The organism is Allokutzneria albata, assembly GCF_900103775.1.
GTDB lineage: Bacteria > Actinomycetota > Actinomycetes > Mycobacteriales > Pseudonocardiaceae > Allokutzneria > Allokutzneria albata.
On record NZ_LT629701.1, the window covers coordinates 7,701,697 to 7,717,543 of the forward strand.

Annotated in this window: 14 protein-coding genes; 12 read left to right on the forward strand and 2 right to left on the reverse strand. The window is 71.0% G+C overall.

The window, feature by feature from the left end:
• Nucleotides 1-38: 38 nt before the first annotated feature.
• Nucleotides 39-1,979 (reverse strand): amylo-alpha-1,6-glucosidase, encoded by a 1,941-nt coding sequence (locus BLT28_RS35325; RefSeq protein WP_052407624.1) that lies wholly within the window; start codon nt 1,977-1,979, stop codon nt 39-41.
• A 147-nt stretch (nt 1,980-2,126) separates the two neighbouring features.
• Here BLT28_RS35325 and BLT28_RS35330 point away from each other — a divergent pair, with 147 nt between their 5' ends.
• The 10 genes from BLT28_RS35330 (at nt 2,127) to BLT28_RS35375 (ending at nt 13,096) form a co-directional block, all read left to right on the forward strand.
• Nucleotides 2,127-3,173: a LacI family DNA-binding transcriptional regulator gene (locus BLT28_RS35330; protein ID WP_052407625.1), complete on the forward strand. Its 1,047-nt coding sequence runs from the start codon at nt 2,127-2,129 to the stop codon at nt 3,171-3,173.
• A gap of 1 nt (nt 3,174) precedes the next feature.
• The gene (locus tag BLT28_RS35335) at nt 3,175-4,407 is read left to right on the forward strand and encodes a sugar ABC transporter substrate-binding protein (RefSeq protein WP_030431094.1); all 1,233 of its coding nucleotides are present in this window, start codon (nt 3,175-3,177) and stop codon (nt 4,405-4,407) included.
• A gap of 137 nt (nt 4,408-4,544) precedes the next feature.
• Nucleotides 4,545-5,531 carry a carbohydrate ABC transporter permease gene (locus BLT28_RS35340; protein WP_231950530.1) on the forward strand — a complete coding sequence of 329 codons (987 nt, stop codon included), beginning with the start codon at nt 4,545-4,547 and terminating at the stop codon, nt 5,529-5,531.
• Nucleotides 5,528-6,352: a carbohydrate ABC transporter permease gene (locus tag BLT28_RS35345; RefSeq protein ID WP_030431096.1), complete on the forward strand. Its 825-nt coding sequence runs from the start codon at nt 5,528-5,530 to the stop codon at nt 6,350-6,352. The genes BLT28_RS35340 and BLT28_RS35345 overlap by 4 nt, the downstream gene beginning before the upstream one ends.
• Before the next feature lie 380 nt (nt 6,353-6,732).
• Complete coding sequence (locus BLT28_RS35350) at nt 6,733-7,467, forward strand: hypothetical protein (protein ID WP_052407626.1); 735 nt, start codon at nt 6,733-6,735, stop codon at nt 7,465-7,467.
• Between the two features lie 441 nt (nt 7,468-7,908).
• A complete protein-coding gene (locus tag BLT28_RS35355) occupies nt 7,909-9,285 on the forward strand; it encodes a sugar transferase (RefSeq protein ID WP_231950531.1) in 1,377 nt (458 codons plus the stop codon).
• A 2-nt stretch (nt 9,286-9,287) separates the two neighbouring features.
• The gene (locus BLT28_RS35360; RefSeq protein WP_081900492.1) at nt 9,288-10,586 is read left to right on the forward strand and encodes a class I SAM-dependent methyltransferase; all 1,299 of its coding nucleotides are present in this window, start codon (nt 9,288-9,290) and stop codon (nt 10,584-10,586) included.
• Nucleotides 10,583-11,407, forward strand: coding sequence for a glycosyltransferase family protein (locus BLT28_RS35365; protein WP_030431100.1), 825 nt, complete (start codon nt 10,583-10,585; stop codon nt 11,405-11,407). The genes BLT28_RS35360 and BLT28_RS35365 overlap by 4 nt, the downstream gene beginning before the upstream one ends.
• 1 nt (nt 11,408) lies before the next feature.
• A complete protein-coding gene (locus BLT28_RS35370) occupies nt 11,409-12,059 on the forward strand; it encodes a PIG-L deacetylase family protein (protein ID WP_030431101.1) in 651 nt (216 codons plus the stop codon).
• 2 nt (nt 12,060-12,061) lie between these two features.
• Entirely contained in the window at nt 12,062-13,096 is a 1,035-nt protein-coding gene (locus tag BLT28_RS35375) for an NAD-dependent epimerase/dehydratase family protein (protein WP_030431102.1), read from the forward strand.
• Nucleotides 13,097-13,101: 5 nt separating this feature from the next.
• On the opposite strand, the gene BLT28_RS35380 is transcribed toward BLT28_RS35375, so the two are convergent.
• A complete protein-coding gene (locus tag BLT28_RS35380; RefSeq protein WP_030431103.1) occupies nt 13,102-13,641 on the reverse strand; it encodes a dTDP-4-dehydrorhamnose 3,5-epimerase family protein in 540 nt (179 codons plus the stop codon).
• 95 nt (nt 13,642-13,736) lie between these two features.
• On the opposite strand from BLT28_RS35380, the gene BLT28_RS35385 reads away from it, so the two are divergent.
• On the forward strand, nt 13,737-14,858 hold the full coding sequence (locus BLT28_RS35385) for a class I SAM-dependent methyltransferase (RefSeq protein WP_043812627.1): 1,122 nt from the start codon (nt 13,737-13,739) through the stop codon (nt 14,856-14,858).
• 15 nt (nt 14,859-14,873) lie between these two features.
• Nucleotides 14,874-15,821 (forward strand): glycosyltransferase family 2 protein, encoded by a 948-nt coding sequence (locus BLT28_RS35390; RefSeq protein ID WP_052407627.1) that lies wholly within the window; start codon nt 14,874-14,876, stop codon nt 15,819-15,821.
• Nucleotides 15,822-15,847: the final 26 nt, after the last annotated feature.

Genomic DNA, 15,847 nt, shown 5'->3' on the forward strand with positions numbered 1-15,847 from the left:
CGCCACGGTGCTCTCGTACTACAAGCCGTGGGGCAAGCTCAGGCGAGCACGGCCCGCGCCCACGGCTGCGCCATCGGATGCGGTTGCCCGGCGAGGAAACCGGCCACCGCGACCCCGGCAGCGGCAGACCACGCTTGTGGGCGGCACGCCGCCGGGTACGCCGTGACCGGGTCGCCGTCGGCCGCGCTGTCGCCGCCGTAGAGCTCGGGCAGGCGGTACTCGAACGCCTCCCCGGCCGCGAGGAGCCCTTCGGCGAGCACCCGCGCCCGCTCCTCGTGGCCCTCGGCGACCAGGCCGAACACCGCGATCGCCGTGTCGTGCGGCCAGACGCTGCCGCAGTGGTAGCTCAGCGGGTTGTAGCCCGCGGTGTCGGCGGAGAGCGTGCGCAGGCCGTAGCCGGAGCTCATGTCCTTGCGCACCAGGATCTCCGCGACCAGCTCCGCCTCCGCCGGGGAGAGGATGCCGGTGCCGAGCAGGTGGCCCATGTTGGACGACGGCCCGCAGACCGCGCGCTTCTCGCCGTCCAGTGCGATCGCCGGGTAGCTGCCGAACTTGTCGGACACCCAGAACGCGGCGCGGAACCGCTCGCGCAGCGCCGCCGCCCAGTCCCGCCACCGCTGCGCGCCGGGTTCGCCCAGCGCGTCGAGCAGTTCGGCGCCGCCGAGCGCCGCGGCGTGCGCGTAGCCCTGCACCTCGCACAGCGCCAGCGGGCGGCTCGCGATCCGCCCGTCGCTCCAGCGGACTCCGTCGGAGGAGTCCTTCCAGCCCTGGTTGGCCAGGCCCGCGCCGTCAGAGCCCGCGTACTCGCAGAAGCCGTCTCCGTCCGGGTCACCGGGCCCGGCGATCCACTCCAGCGCGGCCACCAGGTGGGGTAGCAGCGGGCGGATGCGCGCAGTGCTTGTTCCCGGGTCCTGCTCGGCGCGCCACAGGTCGTGCAGCAGGCAGACCCACAGCGCCGTCGAGTCGACGCTGCCGTAGTACAGCGGCGGCAACGTGAGTCCGGGCAGCTTGAGTTCGCCGCGGCGCACCTCGTGCAGGATCTTTCCGGGCTGTTCCTCGGTGACCGGGTCGTTCTTCCTGCCCTGGCGCGCCGCCAGCGCCCACAGCGTGCCCAGGGCGAGATCGGTGTTGTTCGGCAGCAGAAGCCTTGCGGCCCAGAGGGAATCCCGGCCGAACAGGGTGAAGAACCACGGGCTGCCCGCCGCCGTGAACGCGGCTGCTGGCTGCTGCGGGTCGGCCAGCAGCAGGCCGTCGAGGTCGGCGAGGCCGCGCTCGGCCAGCCGTGCGGCGCGAATGTCCGCACTGGGGAACCTGGCCAGCTTCGGCGGGTTCGCGGGCCTGCGCGGCAGGAATCCGTCCGCGCCTTCCTCCGCCGGGGTCACGGTGAGTCCGGTCCGCCAGCTCGCTCCTGGTTCGAGCCGAACTTCCCACGTGGCGAGCACGTAGTCCACTGTGGACTCGACGTACGGGTCGCCGTCGAGTCGCAGGTCCACCCGGCAGCCGTCCTTTTCCCACCGCACCAAGGAGTCTTCGACGGTGGGGGTGAGCGGCGGGGGGACCGCGCCGGACTTGACGGCGGTGACCGCGGCGAGGTCGGTCGCCGCGGTGAGTCCCACGGTGGCGGTGACGGCGGTGGCGCCGGAGTTGGTCAGCTCGAACCGCTCGACCAGTGCGTGATCGGTGAGCTGCCGTTCGCGGCGCAGGTGCAGCTTCGGGTCGGCGGACGGCTCGCCGAGACCGCGCAGCACACCGAGGAAGCGCGCTCGCTCCGCCTCCTCGGTCCGGTGCGCGACCCGGGTCGGGACGACCCCGTCCACGTCGATCTCCAGCTGGGACAGCACCCGGCGGTCATCGCGGTAGAAGCCCTGGGCGCCCTCGGCCCGCAGCTGCCCATCGGTCCCGCTCAGGACCACCGAGGGGGCGCGCAGCACGGTGACCAGCTCGTGCAGCGTCGGTTGCAGGTAGACCCGGTCAGCCACTGGCAGCTCCTCTTGACAAATCCTGTGATGGCGTTCACTCTTCCGCGCCATATGAACGTTCAAATCAACGCCACAGGGAGTGTTTGAACGTTCATATCGCTGATGCGGGACAGTCTGACACCTCATCGGCGAACAAGGGAGGGGTACATGTCCGAAGAGTCGCTTGCGGGCTCGAGCATCGGCACCGGCAATCGGGCAGGGGCCACGTTGGAACAGGTGGCCGCGCACATCGGGGTGTCACGGCAGACCGTCTCCAACGCGCTCAACGCTCCGCACCGGCTGCACCCGAAGACGCTGGAGCGCGTCCAGGCGGCGATCGAGGAGCTGGGCTACCGGCCCAACCGCAACGCACGCGGCCTGCGCACGCGCAGCAGCGGACTGATCGGTTACCGGATGACCCCGCGCGACCGGGGAGTCCTGACGCCCCTCATGGACGACTTCCTGCACGCCCTGTGCGCTGCGGCGGAAGCGCGGGATCGGCACATCCTGCTGTTTACGGCTCCGCTCGGCGAGGAGGGGCTGGCGGTCTACGGCGACCTGCTCGCCCAGCGCGCGGTCGACGCGTTCGTGCTCGCCGAGACGGTGGTCGGCGACCCCCGTCCGGGCTGGCTGGCCGAGCGGGGAGTGCCCTTCGCCGCCTTCGGCCGCACCTGGGGGCCGGAGCAGGCCGGGCCGTGGGTGGACGTCGACGGCGCGCACGGCATGGCGCAGGTGGTCGAGCACCTGCACTCCCTCGGGCACCGGCGGATCGGCTTCCTCGGCTGGCGGGAGGGGGACGGCGTCGGCGACGACCGGCTGCGCGGCTGGAAGATCGCAGCCGAGGGATTCGCACTGTCCACAGAGGACGATCTGGTGGTCAGGGGCGCCAACACGATAGACGCGGGGCGCAGCGGGGCTGCCGCACTGCTGGACTCCGAGGACCCGCCGACCGCACTGGTCGCGGTCAGCGACGCGGTCGCGCTGGGCGCGCTGGCGCTGCTGGCGGAGCGCAGTATCCCGGCGGGGACCGGCGTCGCGGTCACCGGCTTCGACGACAGCCCGCTGGCCGCGGCGACGCTGCCGGGCCTGACGAGCGTGCGGCAGCCGGTCGAGCGGATCGCCGAAAAGGTCCTGTCGTTGCTGGACAACCAATCCACGAACGGATCGCTGTTGCGCCCCGAACTGGTGGTGCGAGCGAGTAGCGGGAGGAGATGAGATGAACGGACCACGGCGTCGCATCGGGGCGGCGCTGGCGGCGGTTCTGTTACTGACGGGCTGCGGCGAGGGCTTCGACGACTCGCCACGGCAGCAGACGAGCGGTTCGGCCACGCTCCAGGTGCTGCTCGGCTCGGCGACCAGCGTCGAGCTGGAGGCCACCAGGGCGATCATGCAGACCTGGGCGCAGCGCACCGGGAACCGGGTGAACGTGGTCGCCTCGGCCGATCTGCCGCAGCAGCTCGGGCAGGGCTTCGCCGGTGGTACCCCACCGGACCTGTTCGTGCTGGAACCCGGCGCCTTCTCCCGCTACGCCCAGCCCGGCGCGCTGCACGCCTACGCCGACCGGCTGCCCGGGGCCGACGACATCTACCCCAACCTGCGGTCGATCTTCACCCACGAGGGCAAGTTCGTCTGCGCCCCCAAGGACTTCTCCACCCTGGCGCTGGTGATCGACACCGAGGCGTGGGCGGCGGCCGGGCTCACCGACGCCGACCTGCCAAGGGACTGGGCGCAGCTGGAGGCGGTCGCCAAGCGGCTGACCACGCCCAGGCGCAAGGGCCTGGTCCTGATGGACGACGTGGACCGCATCGGCGCCTTCTTCAAGCAGGCCGGTGGCTGGCTGGTCGACCCGAGCGGCAAGAAGGCCACTGTGGACAGTCCGCAGAACCTCCAGGCCCTGCAGTACGTCCAGCGGCTGCTGCGCTCCGGGAGCACTGCGTTCGCCAAGCAGATCGACTCCGGGTGGAGCGGTGAGGCGCTCGGCAAGGGCAGCGCCGCCATGGTCGTCGAGGGCAACTGGGTGATCGGCGCGCTGGCCAAGGACTACCCGCAGCGCAAGTGGCGCGCGGTCGAGCTGCCCGCGGGCCCGGCGGGCAAGGGCACGCTGGCGTTCACCAACTGCTGGGGCGTCCCCACGGTGAGCAAGAACCGGCAGGCGGCGGAGAGCCTGGTCGCCCATCTGACCGACGTCTCCCAGCAGAACGCGCTCGGCGAGGGCTTCGGCGTGATCCCCTCGCGCAAGCTCGCCGCAACCCTGTTCGCGCGATCCCACCCGGAGCAGCAGGCGTTCCTGGCCGGTGCGGACTACGCGCAGGGCGAACCGACCGCGAAGGGCCTCGAATCGGTGCTGAAGGACTTCGACGCGCAGTTGCTCGGTCTGACCGGCGGCGCCGACCCCAAGGCCATCCTGGCGTCCACGCAGCGCAACGCCGAACAGGTGCTGGGCCGGTGACCGCGGGTAGTGGCGTAACCAATGCGGCATCGGTTACGTCTGACGAAACAAGTGCCACATTGGGTGCACAACCGCGGCGATGGGGGCGTGGGGGTGGTGGGCTGAGCGCGAAGCGGCGGGAGGCCGTCGCAGGGTGGTTGTTCGCGGCTCCGGGGATCGCGCTGCTGGTCACTTTCGTGCTGCTGCCGATGTTGTTGGCGTTGTGGGTCAGCGTGCTGGACTGGGACGGGACGTACAGCCCGTTGTCGGGCAAGGCGCCCGTGGTGGGGCTGGACAACTACGCCGCCCTGCTGACCGAGGACGGGTTGGCACGGCGTGACTTCGCGTTGAGCGTGCGCAACACCTTCTACTTCGTGGCGATCTCGGTGCCCGCGCAGACCCTGCTCGCGCTCGGGCTGGCGATGGTCGTGCACAACCGGGCGCTGCGCGGGCGGGGCTTCTTCCGCGCCGCGTTCTACTTCCCTTCGGTCACCAGCTCCGTGGCGATCTCGGTGGTCTTCCTCTTCCTGTTCTCCGGTTCCGGCGCGATCAACGCGGTGCTGGGCTGGTTCGGCGTCGACGGGCCGACCTGGTTCGCCGATCCGCGCGGGGTGGTCCACGAGCTGTTGGGCGCGCTGGGCCTGGTCGATCCCGCGGCGCCGCCGGAGTGGCTGAGCGGGACCCGGCTGTGGGGCCTGACGCTGTGGGAGTGGCTGTCCGGGCCGTCTGTGGCGATGGCGGCGGTGACGATGCTGGTGATCTGGACGACCTCGGGCACCTTCATGCTGATCTTCCTGGCCGCCCTGCAGAACCTGCCGGAGGACGTGCTGGAGGCGGCGGACGTGGACGGCACCACGCGCTGGCAGCGGTTCACCAGGGTCACCGTGCCGATGCTGATGCCGACCGTCTTCCTGGTGCTGACCATGGGGCTGATCGGCAGCTGGCAGGTCTTCGACCAGATCTACGTGATGGGCCAGGGCAACCCGGCGAAGACCACGCTGACCCCGGCCTTCCTGTCCTACCAGCGGTCCTTCGCCGAGGGCTCCTACGGTCTCGGCGCGGCGATCGCCTTCCTGCTCTTCGCGATCATCGTCGCGCTGACCTGGGCGCAGCGGCGCCTGCTGCGCGACGGGAGGACGTCATGAAGCGCGCGCTCGCCTACGCGGTCCTGCTGCTCGGCGCGGTCTGCTACCTGGGGCCGTTCGTGATCCAGCTGGTCACCACCTTCAAAACGGACGCGGACGCGGTGGCCAACCCGCTGTCCCTGGTGCCGGCCCCGCCGACGACGGCCTCCTACGAGCGGGTCGCCTCCGATCCCTCGATGGAGGTGCCGCGCTGGCTGGCCAACTCGGTGCTGGTGACGCTCTGCGTGACCTTCGGGCGGCTGCTGGTGGACGCCATGGCGGGCTACGCGCTGGCGCGGCTGCGCTGGCCGGGCCGCCGGCTGGTGTTCTCCGGGGTGCTGGCGCTGGCCGCGGTGCCCGCCGTGGTGCTGCTGATCCCGAAGTTCCTGCTGCTGCGCCAGTTCTCGATGTACAACTCCTACCTGGGCATGATCCTGCCGCTGATAACCGACGCGATCGGGATCTTCCTGCTCAAGCAGGCGTTCGAGCAGATCCCCCGCGAGGTGGAGGAGGCGGCGCGGATCGACGGGGCCGGGGTGGTGCGCACCTGGTGGAACGTCGTGCTGCCGATGGTCCGGCCCGCGCTGGCCACCCTGGCGGTGCTGGCGTTCCAGAGCTCCTGGAACGAGTTCGCGCACTTCCTCGTGTCCACTTCGGACACTCGGTACGAGACGCTGACGCTCGGGCTGGCGCGGCTGGTCAGCGGGGCGCTCGGGGAGGGCCAGCAGCTACCGCTGAAACTCACGATCGCGCTCGTCTCGACGATCCCCGTCGCGGTGGTCTTCCTGCTGGCACAACGACATTTCATCCGCAACCAGCTCGGTGGTGCTGTCAAGGGCTGATCGTCGTGTTATCGCCTCTGAGGGCCCGGGTACACCGCTCGATGAGGTGATGACCTTGCAGCGGCGTACGAAGCAGGAGGAAGGGCCGGTACGTAGGTCGCCTCTCGGCGAATGGCCCGACGTGGCTCCAGCGCAACCGGTATTCCACGACGGCCGAAGGGGTGAGGCCCGGGGGACACGTACGCACCGACCGCTTCCTACCCCGATGGTGCCACGTGCGGTGTTTCCCTGTCTTCACACCGCTCTCGGGCTCCGGCGGGCCAGAAGGGTGATACCGGCGGGTAGTGCCGGTGTTCGCCCGTTCCCACCGGGTTCTCCGGGTTGCCCGCCGGTTTCGCCGCCACCACGATCAGGACACGAGTGGCGGCGGGAGAGACGCGGTGGTGGTTGCGGCGGTTCGGGGTCTCGGCGAGGTGTGGACGGCGCTGGTGGCCCGGCCGAGGGCGCAGCTGGTGCTGGCGGTGCCGGTGTCGCTGTGGGCGCTGGCGTGGGTCGGCGGGCAGTTCGTCGAGGGCGGTGCCCGGTGGTCGCCGCTGGACGTGCTGCGGTCGGTGACCGGCAGGTTCGGCGTGCCGGACCCTGGCTGGCCGGCGGCGGTCTCGGCGTGGTTGCGGGACCCGCTCCACCACGGGCTGCTGAGCTGGCTGGCGGTGGCCGCGGGACTGCTGTGGGCGGCGACGAGCGCGCGGGCGCAGGTGCCGGCGCTCGCCGGGTGGCTGGTGCTGATGGTGGCGGGCGAGGGCCTCGGCTACGTCCCCGCGTTCACGCGGGCGGCGGGCGCGATGGCCGGCTTCATCACCCTCCTGGCCGTGCTCTCACTACCCAATCGTGGCCGGATGATCGTGCGACGGATCGGGTTGTTGCCCAGGGACGTGCTGCGCGCCGGGGTGGTCGCCGCGGCGTTGTCCCTGCTGGTGCCGCTGCTGGCGCCGGGGCTGGCGCTGACCCGGTTGCTGCGGCCGTACCTGACCAGGCCCGCCCGGCCCGATCCGAGCCGGCGCGGTGTCCCTGTTTCGGGTGTCATCCCGCCTCCGCGGAACGAGGGGCCGGGGCGGGAGACAACGGTGGGATCTCCGCCGCATCACGGTCGTGGACGTGCTCCGATGACCGAGTGACAACGATCATGGCACGTAACCGTCCCGGTGCGCCCGGTCCTGACGCGCCTACCAGCGGGAACGGTCAACCGTCACGCTCAGTCCTTCCGGCTTCCCCCGAACGGACGATGGCAGATACTTTCTTGAATTGATTACGTTTGCTCGGCGACGGGGTGTAATTGATGCCCGGCGCGATGCTGGCGTGGATGGAAAGTCGAAGCGGGGTCGACTTGCCGGTAAATTCCCAACGGCGTTGTGCTGTGCACTTTCCAGGGGCCTGAACAGGGCTTTTCGAAGGAGTTACACCTCTTTGCGCCTAAGGTGTGTGGCGTGGACCACTGAGGTGAAAAAGTGACATCCGTTCTGCCCGGGACGTCGAAATCGAATACATCGTTTGCTGCCAACCCCGCGTTACAACTTCCGAAAAATACGCTCGGTTGGGAACAGCGCTACCAGCGGTCGGTGATCGTGAGTGACATCTGCGCGATCGTGGCGACGACCACTCTGGTGGCCGTGGGCGCCGCCGTCAGCGGTAGCGCCGCGTACTCGCCGCGCTGGGCGGGCGTGCTCGCCGGGGGAGCCGGTGCGGTCGCCGTGGTGATGCTCTCGCTGTGCCGGGCGTGGGACGTCCGGGTGCTCGGCCAGGGACCCGAGGAGTTCCGCAGGGTCGGCCGGGCGGCCGTGATCGCGATGCTCGCGCTGTCGGTGATCGCGCTGGCGGTGCGGCTGGACGAGCTGCGGCCGTGGGTGTTCGTGGGCATGCCCGCGCTGGCCGTCACCGCGGTGAGCCAGCGCTACCTGCTGCGGAAGGTGCTGCACGCCCGCCGCAGGGAAGGCAGCTGCCTGCTTCCGGTGCTCGCCGCGGGCACCGTGGAGGCCGTGCACGACCTGATCCGGCGGACCAGGTCCGACTCGCACATCGGCTGGCGCGTCGAGGCGGTGTGCACCCCGGACGGGCTGGGCATCGGGCGCGTCGCCGAGGTCGACGGGGTCCCGGTGGTGGGCAACCTGGACGAACTGGTCGAGCGCACCCGACTGGGTGGCTACCGGGTGGTGGCCGTCGCGCCCGCCCCGGAATGGACCCCCGATCGGGTGCAGCGGCTGGCCTGGGACCTGGAGGGCGGCACCGCCGAACTGGTGGTCACGCCGACGCTGATGGAGGTCGCGGGGCCGCGGCTGCACGTCGCCCCGGTGTTCGGGCTGACCATGCTGTGGGTCAGCGCCCCCACGTTCAGCGGTATCCCGCGCCTGATCAAGGCGGTGATGGACCGGGTGGGCGCGTTGGTGCTGACGGTGCTGGCCGCGCCGGTGCTGCTGCTGATCGCGGCGGCGATCAAGCTCGACGACGGCGGACCGGTGTTCTACCGGCAGTACCGCGTCGGCCGGGGCGGGCAGGCGTTCCCGATGCTGAAGTTCCGCTCGATGGTGGTCGACGCGCACCAGCTGCGGCACGCGCTGGCCGCGGCGAACCAGGGCTCGGGCCCGCTGTTCAAGATGCGCCGCGACCCGAGGGTGACCCGGGTCGGGGCGGTGCTGCGCCGATACTCCCTCGACGAGCTGCCGCAGGTGCTCAACGTGCTGTTCGGCTCGATGTCGCTGGTGGGGCCGCGGCCGCCGCTGGCGGAGGAGGTGGCCAGCTACGGGCAGGACGCGCGGCGCAAGCTCCTGGTGAAGCCGGGCATGACCGGGCTGTGGCAGGTCAGCGGGCGCAGCGACCTCTCGTGGGAGGAGTCGGTCCGGATCGACCTGCGCTACGTGGAGAGCTGGTCGTTGTCCATGGACCTGGTGATCTTGTGGAAGACGGTGTCGGCGGTCGTCGGCGGCAAGGGAGCGTACTGAGCATGAGCACGACAAGCCTGACCGGCTCGACCGGCGTCACCGATCGGCTGGGCCGGGTCGGCAGCAGCACCTCCTGCCGCCTCTGCGGCGCGCGGGAGCTGCACAGCGTGCTGGACCTGGGCGCGAGCCCGCCCTGCGAGCTGTTCCTCACCGAGGCGCAGCTCGACGAGCCGGAGCCGACCTACCCGCTGCACCTGCGGGTCTGCGCGCAGTGCCTGCTGGCGCAGCTGCCACCGCTGATCAAACCCGAGGAGACCTTCACCGAGTACGCCTACTTCTCCTCGTTCTCCACCTCGTGGGTGGAGCACGCCCGCCGGTTCGTCGAGTCCGCCACGCGTCGCCTCGGACTCGGCCCCGACTCCTTCGTCGTGGAGGTGGCCAGCAACGACGGCTACCTGTTGCAGCACGTGGTGGCGGCGGGCATCCGCTGCCTGGGCATCGAGCCGTCGGTGAACGTCGGGGAGGCGGCGCGGGCGAAGGGCGTCCCGACAGTCACCGAGTTCCTCGGCCCGGAGACCGCGGGCCGCATCCGCGCGCAGCACGGGGTGGCGAACCTCGTGGTGGCCAACAACGTCTACGCGCACATCCCGGACGTGCTCGGCTTCACCCAGGGGCTGCGCGAGCTGGTCGCCGACGACGGCTGGGTGTCGATCGAGGTCCAGCACCTGCTGACGCTGATCCAGCACACCCAGTACGACACGATCTACCACGAGCACTTCCAGTACTACACGGTCGCTTCGGCGCAGCGGGCGCTCGCGGCGGGCGGGCTCGACCTCGTCGACGTGGAGCTGGTGCCCACGCACGGCGGCTCGATCCGCCTGTGGGCCAGGCCGTTCGGCACGGGCTCGACGCCGACGGCCGCGGTCGCCGAGGTGCTGGCGGCGGAGCGCGCGGCCGGGCTGCACGACGTGGACGGCTACGCGCAGTTCAGCAAGGCCGTGCAGCGGTCGCGGTGGGAGCTGCTGGCCTTCCTGATCGAGGCGGCCGAGCAGGGCAAGACCGTGGTCGGCTACGGCGCGCCGGGCAAGGGCAACACGCTGCTGAACTACTGCGGGATCCGGCCGGACCTGGTGCGCTACACGGTGGACCGCAATCCCTACAAGCACGGCCGGTTCACGCCGGGCACCCGGATCCCGATCCTGCCGGTCGAACAGATCGCCGAGGACCGGCCCGACTACGTGCTCGTGCTGCCGTGGAACCTGCGCGAGGAGCTGACCGCGCAGCTGAGCTACGTGGGCGACTGGGGTGGACGGCTCGTCTTCCCCGTTCCGACTCTTGAGATCGTCGAGGTTGGCCGATGAAGGTCGTTCTGTTCTGCGGCGGGTACGGGATGCGGATGCGCACGGGCTCCGCGGACGACCTGCCCAAGCCGATGCACCCGGTGGGCCCGCGCCCGCTGCTGTGGCACGTGATGCGCTACTACGCCCACTTCGGCCACACCGACTTCGTGCTGTGCCTGGGCTACGGAGCGCAGTACATCAAGGACTACTTCCTGCACTACTCCGAGGCGGCGTCCAACGACTTCGTGCTGCGCGGCGGCAAGGTGGAGCTGCTGTCCTCGGACATCAGCGACTGGACGATCACCTTCGTCAACACCGGGCAGGACTCGCCGATCGGGGAGCGGCTGCGCCGGGTTCGCCACCTCGTCGAGGACGAGGAGATGTTCCTGGCCAACTACGCCGACGTGCTCACCGACGCGCCGCTGGACGACATGGTGGAGCGGGTCCGCAGCTCCGGGGCGGCGGCCTCGATGATGGTGGTCCCGCCGCAGCAGTCCTTCCACTGCGTGGAGGTCGGCGACGAGGGCAGGGTCTCCGGCATCACCGCGGTCAGCAGCCTGCCCCTGTGGGAGAACGGCGGCTACTTCGTGCTGCGCCCGGAGGTGTTCGACCACTTGCCGCCCAAAGGCGACCTGGTCGAGGACGGCTGCGGCGCGCTGGCGAAGCAGGGCAGGCTGATCGCCTACCCGTACAAGGGTTTCTGGCAGCCCGCGGACACGGTGAAGGAGCGGGCGGCGCTGGAGCGCGACTACGCCGCGGGTGACCGGCCGTGGATGCTGTGGGAGCGCGAGGAAGAACCCGAGGCACAGGTCGAGGTGCTCCGGCTGAGCGGGGTGCGCTGAGGTGATTTCCCTTGCGCCGGACCAACTCGGCAGCGTGGTCGTGCTCGGCGCGCACTGCGACGACATCGCGATCGGCGCGGGCGGCACGTTGCTGGCCGCCTGCGCCGCCTCGCCGGGACTGCGCGTCACGGCGCTCGTGCTCAGCGGCGCGGGCAGCAAGCGCGAGGAGGAGGAACGCGCGGCACTGGCCGCCTTCTGCCCGGGAGCGCACCTGGACGTCGAGGTGCTGGACCTGCCGGACGGCCGGATGCCCGCGCACTGGGACCGGGTGAAGGAAGCGCTGGAGTCCTTGGCGCGCAAGGTTTCCCCGGATGTGGTGATCGGACCTGCCAAGCACGACGCGCACCAGGACCACCGGACCCTGGCGCAGCTGCTGACCACCGCGTTCCGGGACCAGCTCGTGCTCGGGTACGAGATCATCAAGTGGGACAGCGACCAGGGGCAGCCGGTCGCCTTCGTGCCGCTGGCGGCGAGCGTGGCACTGCGCAAGGCCGAGCTGCTGGACGCGCACTACCCGTCGCAGCGCGGGCGGGACTGGTTCGACGCCGAGACCTTCCTCGGCCTGGCCCGGATGCGCGGGGTGCAGTGCCGCGCCCGCTACGCCGAGGCCTTCTTCGTGGACAAGGTAGTGCTCGGCTTGGGAGAGGGATGACGATGCGTGTCCTGCTGACCGGACACCAGGGGTACCTGGGCAGTGTGATGGCGGTGCGCCTGGCCGAGGCCGGGCACGACGTCGTCGGGCTGGACTCGGGGCTGTTCGCCGACTGCGTGCTCGGGCCCTCGCCTGAGGACCCGCCGACGATCGCGGTGGACCTGCGCGATGTCACCGTCGACCAGCTGAGCGGCTTCGACGCCGTCATCCACCTCGCCGCGCTGTCCAACGACCCGCTGGGTTCCCTGGCGCCGTCGCTGACCTACGACATCAACCACTTCGCCTCGACCAGGCTGGCCAAGCTCTCGCGCGAGGCCGGAGTGCGTCGTTTCCTCTACGCCTCGACGTGTTCGGTGTACGGCGCGGCGGGTGAGGACCTGGTCGGCGAGGACGCTCCGCTGCGCCCGGTGACGCCGTACGCGGAGAGCAAGGTCCGGGTCGAGGACGACCTCGTGCTGCTCGCCGACGACGACTTCAGCCCGGTCTTCCTGCGCAACGCGACGGCTTTCGGCTTCTCGCCACGGCTGCGCGCGGACATCGTGCTGAACAACCTGGTCGGTCACGCGGTGCTCAGCGGTGAGGTGCGGGTGCTCTCCGACGGCACGCCGTGGCGCCCGCTGGTGCACGCCGCCGACATCGCCGACGCGTTCCTGGCCGCGCTCGTGGCGCCGCGCGAGTCCATCCACTGCCGGGCCTTCAACGTGGGCATGGCGGCGAACAACCTCACCGTCGCGCAGATCGCCGAGGCCGTGGTGGAGGCCGTGCCCGGTTCGAAGCTGGTGATCACGGGGGAGGCGGGCGCCGATCCGCGCTCCTACCGGGTGGACTTCGCCCGCATCACCAAGTACCTGCCCGCCTTCTCTCCACAGTGGACGGTCGCGGCGGGCGCCGTCGAGCTGCACGCGGCCTACGTCGAGCACGGCCTGACCGAGCACGCCTTCACCAAGCGCTTCACCCGCCTGGCGAGGCTGGCCGACCGGCAGGCGGCGGGCAGCCTCGCGCAGGACATGCGACCGGTGGGTGCACCCGTTCCGTGAACGAGCTACTCGCCCAGCAACGCCGCCCACGAACCGGCGGCGGCGTCCCTCGGGCTGATCAGCTCGACCTCGGCCGGCCAGGAGATGGCCAGATCGGGGTCGTCGTAGCGCACTGCGACGTCCTCTGCGGGGTCGTGCGGCCGGTCGATGCGGTAGCAGACATCGGCCCAGTCGGTGAGCACCTGGAAGCCGTGCAACATCCCCGGCGGCACGTACAGGTGCCGGAAAGTGTTGTCGTCCAACAGGAACGCCTCGTGCCTGCCGAAGGCCGGGGAGTCCGGGCGGGCGTCGACGAGCACGTCGTGCACAGCGCCCCGGGCGCAGCGGACGAGTTTCGCCTCGCCGCGTCCGGAGCGCCCGTGCATGCCGCGCAGCACGCCCCGGCGGGAGCGCGACTGCGAGTCCTGCGTGAAGGCGTTCGGGTCCAGCCCGTGCGCCCGCGCGATCTCGGTGTTGAAGGTCCGGGTGAACAGTCCGCGGTCGTCGCGGTGCGGGGTGGGCGTGAACACCAGCACCCCGGGCAGCGACGTCGTCTCAACCAGCACGCGCACATCTTCGTCGCTACCGGTTCGATCACGGCGTTCACCCGGTTCGGTACACGTGTAGCGAAACCGCTGACCTGCGCGATGGGGCCGATGTGATGAGCGAGCCGGTGTGTCGCGCGTGCAGGGGCCGGAACGGGCAGATCGTGCTCGATCTGGGCCGACAGCCCGCCTCCGACCACTTCCCCCGCCTGGTGGAACCGGGGCCGGACGCCCGGCACCCGCTGCAGATGTGGCTGTGCGCGGGCTGCGGGCTGGCGCAGCTGCTCTCCGACCCGACCGTGCCGGAGGAGCCCAGGGGCGCCGAGCCCGCCGCGCTGGTCGCCCAGGCCCGCGACGCGGTGCACCGGGTGTCCAGGGCGGGGCTGCTGCCGCAGGGCGCGCGGGTCGCGGAGTACGGCAGCCCGCACGGCGGGAGCTGGCTCGGCATGCTGCGCGAGCGCGGGTTGCGGCCGGTGGCGGAGGGGGAGGCCGACGTCATCCTGGACTGCTTCGGGATGATGCACTGCCCCGACCAGGCCGCGGCGCTGGCCGAACGGGCCGGGCGGCTCAGCGAGGACGGCGTGCTGCTGGTCCAGTACCACTCGCTGGCCACGATCATCCGATGTGGACAGTGGAACGCGTTGCGGCACGGGCACTACGCGTACTACTCGACCACCGCGCTGGTCACCATGCTGGCGGCGGCCGGGCTGAAGGCGCGCACCGCGTGGACGTTCGACCTCTACGGCGGCACGGTGCTGCTCGCCGCCTCCAGGACGGCGGAGCCGGACGACATCGTCCGCGCGCTGCTGGGCGAGGAGCAGGCCATGCGGATCACCGAGCCGAACCGGCTGCGGGTGCTCCAGGACGAGGCCGCCGCGACGGCCGACGCCCTGCGCCGCTACCTCACCGAGCAGCGGCAGGCCGGTCGGCGCGTGTACGGCTACGGCGCGGCCTCGCGCGCCGTAGCGCTGCTGTGCCGGGCCGGGATCGACAGCGTGCTGCTGCCCGCCATCGCCGATGCCGCGCCCGCGAAGCAGAAGCGGCGGATGCCGGGCAGCGGCGTCCCGGTGATCTCGCCGGCGGAACTGGTCGCGGCCGAACCCGACGAGGTCCTGCTCTTCTTACCCGACCTGGCCACCGAGGCCAGGACCGCACTGCCGCAGATCGAAGCCAACGGTGGGCGATGGGTCATCGCCGAACCGCGCCCGGACCCGCTCGCCCCTCTGTCCATCGCCTGAGCCAGGGAAAAAGCCATGGAACAACAAGCCTCTCCGCGCCCGGCGCCGTCGCTGGTCGGCCGCGCCGCCGCCCCCATCGCTGTCGCCCTGCCGGTGTACAACGGTCTGCCGTACATCGAGGTGGCGCTGCGATCGCTGCTCAGCCAGACCGGCGTCGACTTCGAGCTGCACATCGCCGACAACTGCTCCACCGACGGCACCGAGGAGCTGTGCAGCGAGCTCGCCCGTCACGACGAGCGCGTCGTCTACCACCGCCGGCCGCGCAACGTCGGCGTGACCGCGAACCACAACAGGCTGGTCGAGGAGGTCGACAGCCCGTACTTCATCTGGGCCGCGGCCGACGACGCCTACCGGCCGGACCGGCTGGCCAAGCTCTACGAGGCGCTGCGGCACCGGCCGGACGCGGTGCTGTCGTTCAGCTCCGCGACGCAGATCGACAGCGCGGGCGAGGAGATCGGCGGGTGGGACGACGTCTGCGACACCGGCCACCCGGACCCGGTGGCCCGGTTGCGCGACCTGATGGCCAAGCAGCACGAGAACTACCACTGCTACGGCCTCTTCCGCCGGGAGGTGCTGCGCCGGACGCAGCTGTTGCCCCCGGTGAAGAACAACGACCGCATCCTGATCGCCGAGCTGGCGCTGTACGGGCCGTTCGTCGAGGTGCGGGAAAGGCTGCTGCTGCACCGCTTGCACGAGCGGCGGCTCACCCAGTGCACCTCGCAGCGCGAGTGGTACCGCACGCAGCGCACCGACGACCGCAAGCTGGTCCTGCCCAACGTGGAGGAGGCGGGTTGGTACCTCCGGGCGGTTCGCCGGTCGCCGCTTCCGCTCGTCGATCGCGCCCGTGCGATGCTCGCCCTGTCCCCGTGGTTCCGGGCGAACGCCGTGCCGATGGCGCGCAACGTGGCGAAGGCGGCGCTCGAAGGGGCGAAACTGGCGGTCGGCGGCCGTCGGCGCCCCTGAACCATCCGACCCACGACTCACCAGTT

Bases quoted from the DNA above. Each gene is read 5' to 3' on its own strand.
- BLT28_RS35330 (WP_052407625.1), top strand. From the start codon at position 2,127: ATGTCCGAAGAGTCGCTTGCGGGCTCGAGCATCGGCACCGGCAATCGG.
- BLT28_RS35335 (WP_030431094.1), top strand. From the start codon at position 3,175: ATGAACGGACCACGGCGTCGCATCGGGGCGGCGCTGGCGGCGGTTCTG.
- BLT28_RS35345 (WP_030431096.1), top strand. From the start codon at position 5,528: ATGAAGCGCGCGCTCGCCTACGCGGTCCTGCTGCTCGGCGCGGTCTGC.
- BLT28_RS35360 (WP_081900492.1), top strand. From the start codon at position 9,288: ATGAGCACGACAAGCCTGACCGGCTCGACCGGCGTCACCGATCGGCTG.
- BLT28_RS35365 (WP_030431100.1), top strand. From the start codon at position 10,583: ATGAAGGTCGTTCTGTTCTGCGGCGGGTACGGGATGCGGATGCGCACG.
- BLT28_RS35375 (WP_030431102.1), top strand. From the start codon at position 12,062: ATGCGTGTCCTGCTGACCGGACACCAGGGGTACCTGGGCAGTGTGATG.
- BLT28_RS35385 (WP_043812627.1), top strand. From the start codon at position 13,737: ATGAGCGAGCCGGTGTGTCGCGCGTGCAGGGGCCGGAACGGGCAGATC.
- BLT28_RS35390 (WP_052407627.1), top strand. From the start codon at position 14,874: ATGGAACAACAAGCCTCTCCGCGCCCGGCGCCGTCGCTGGTCGGCCGC.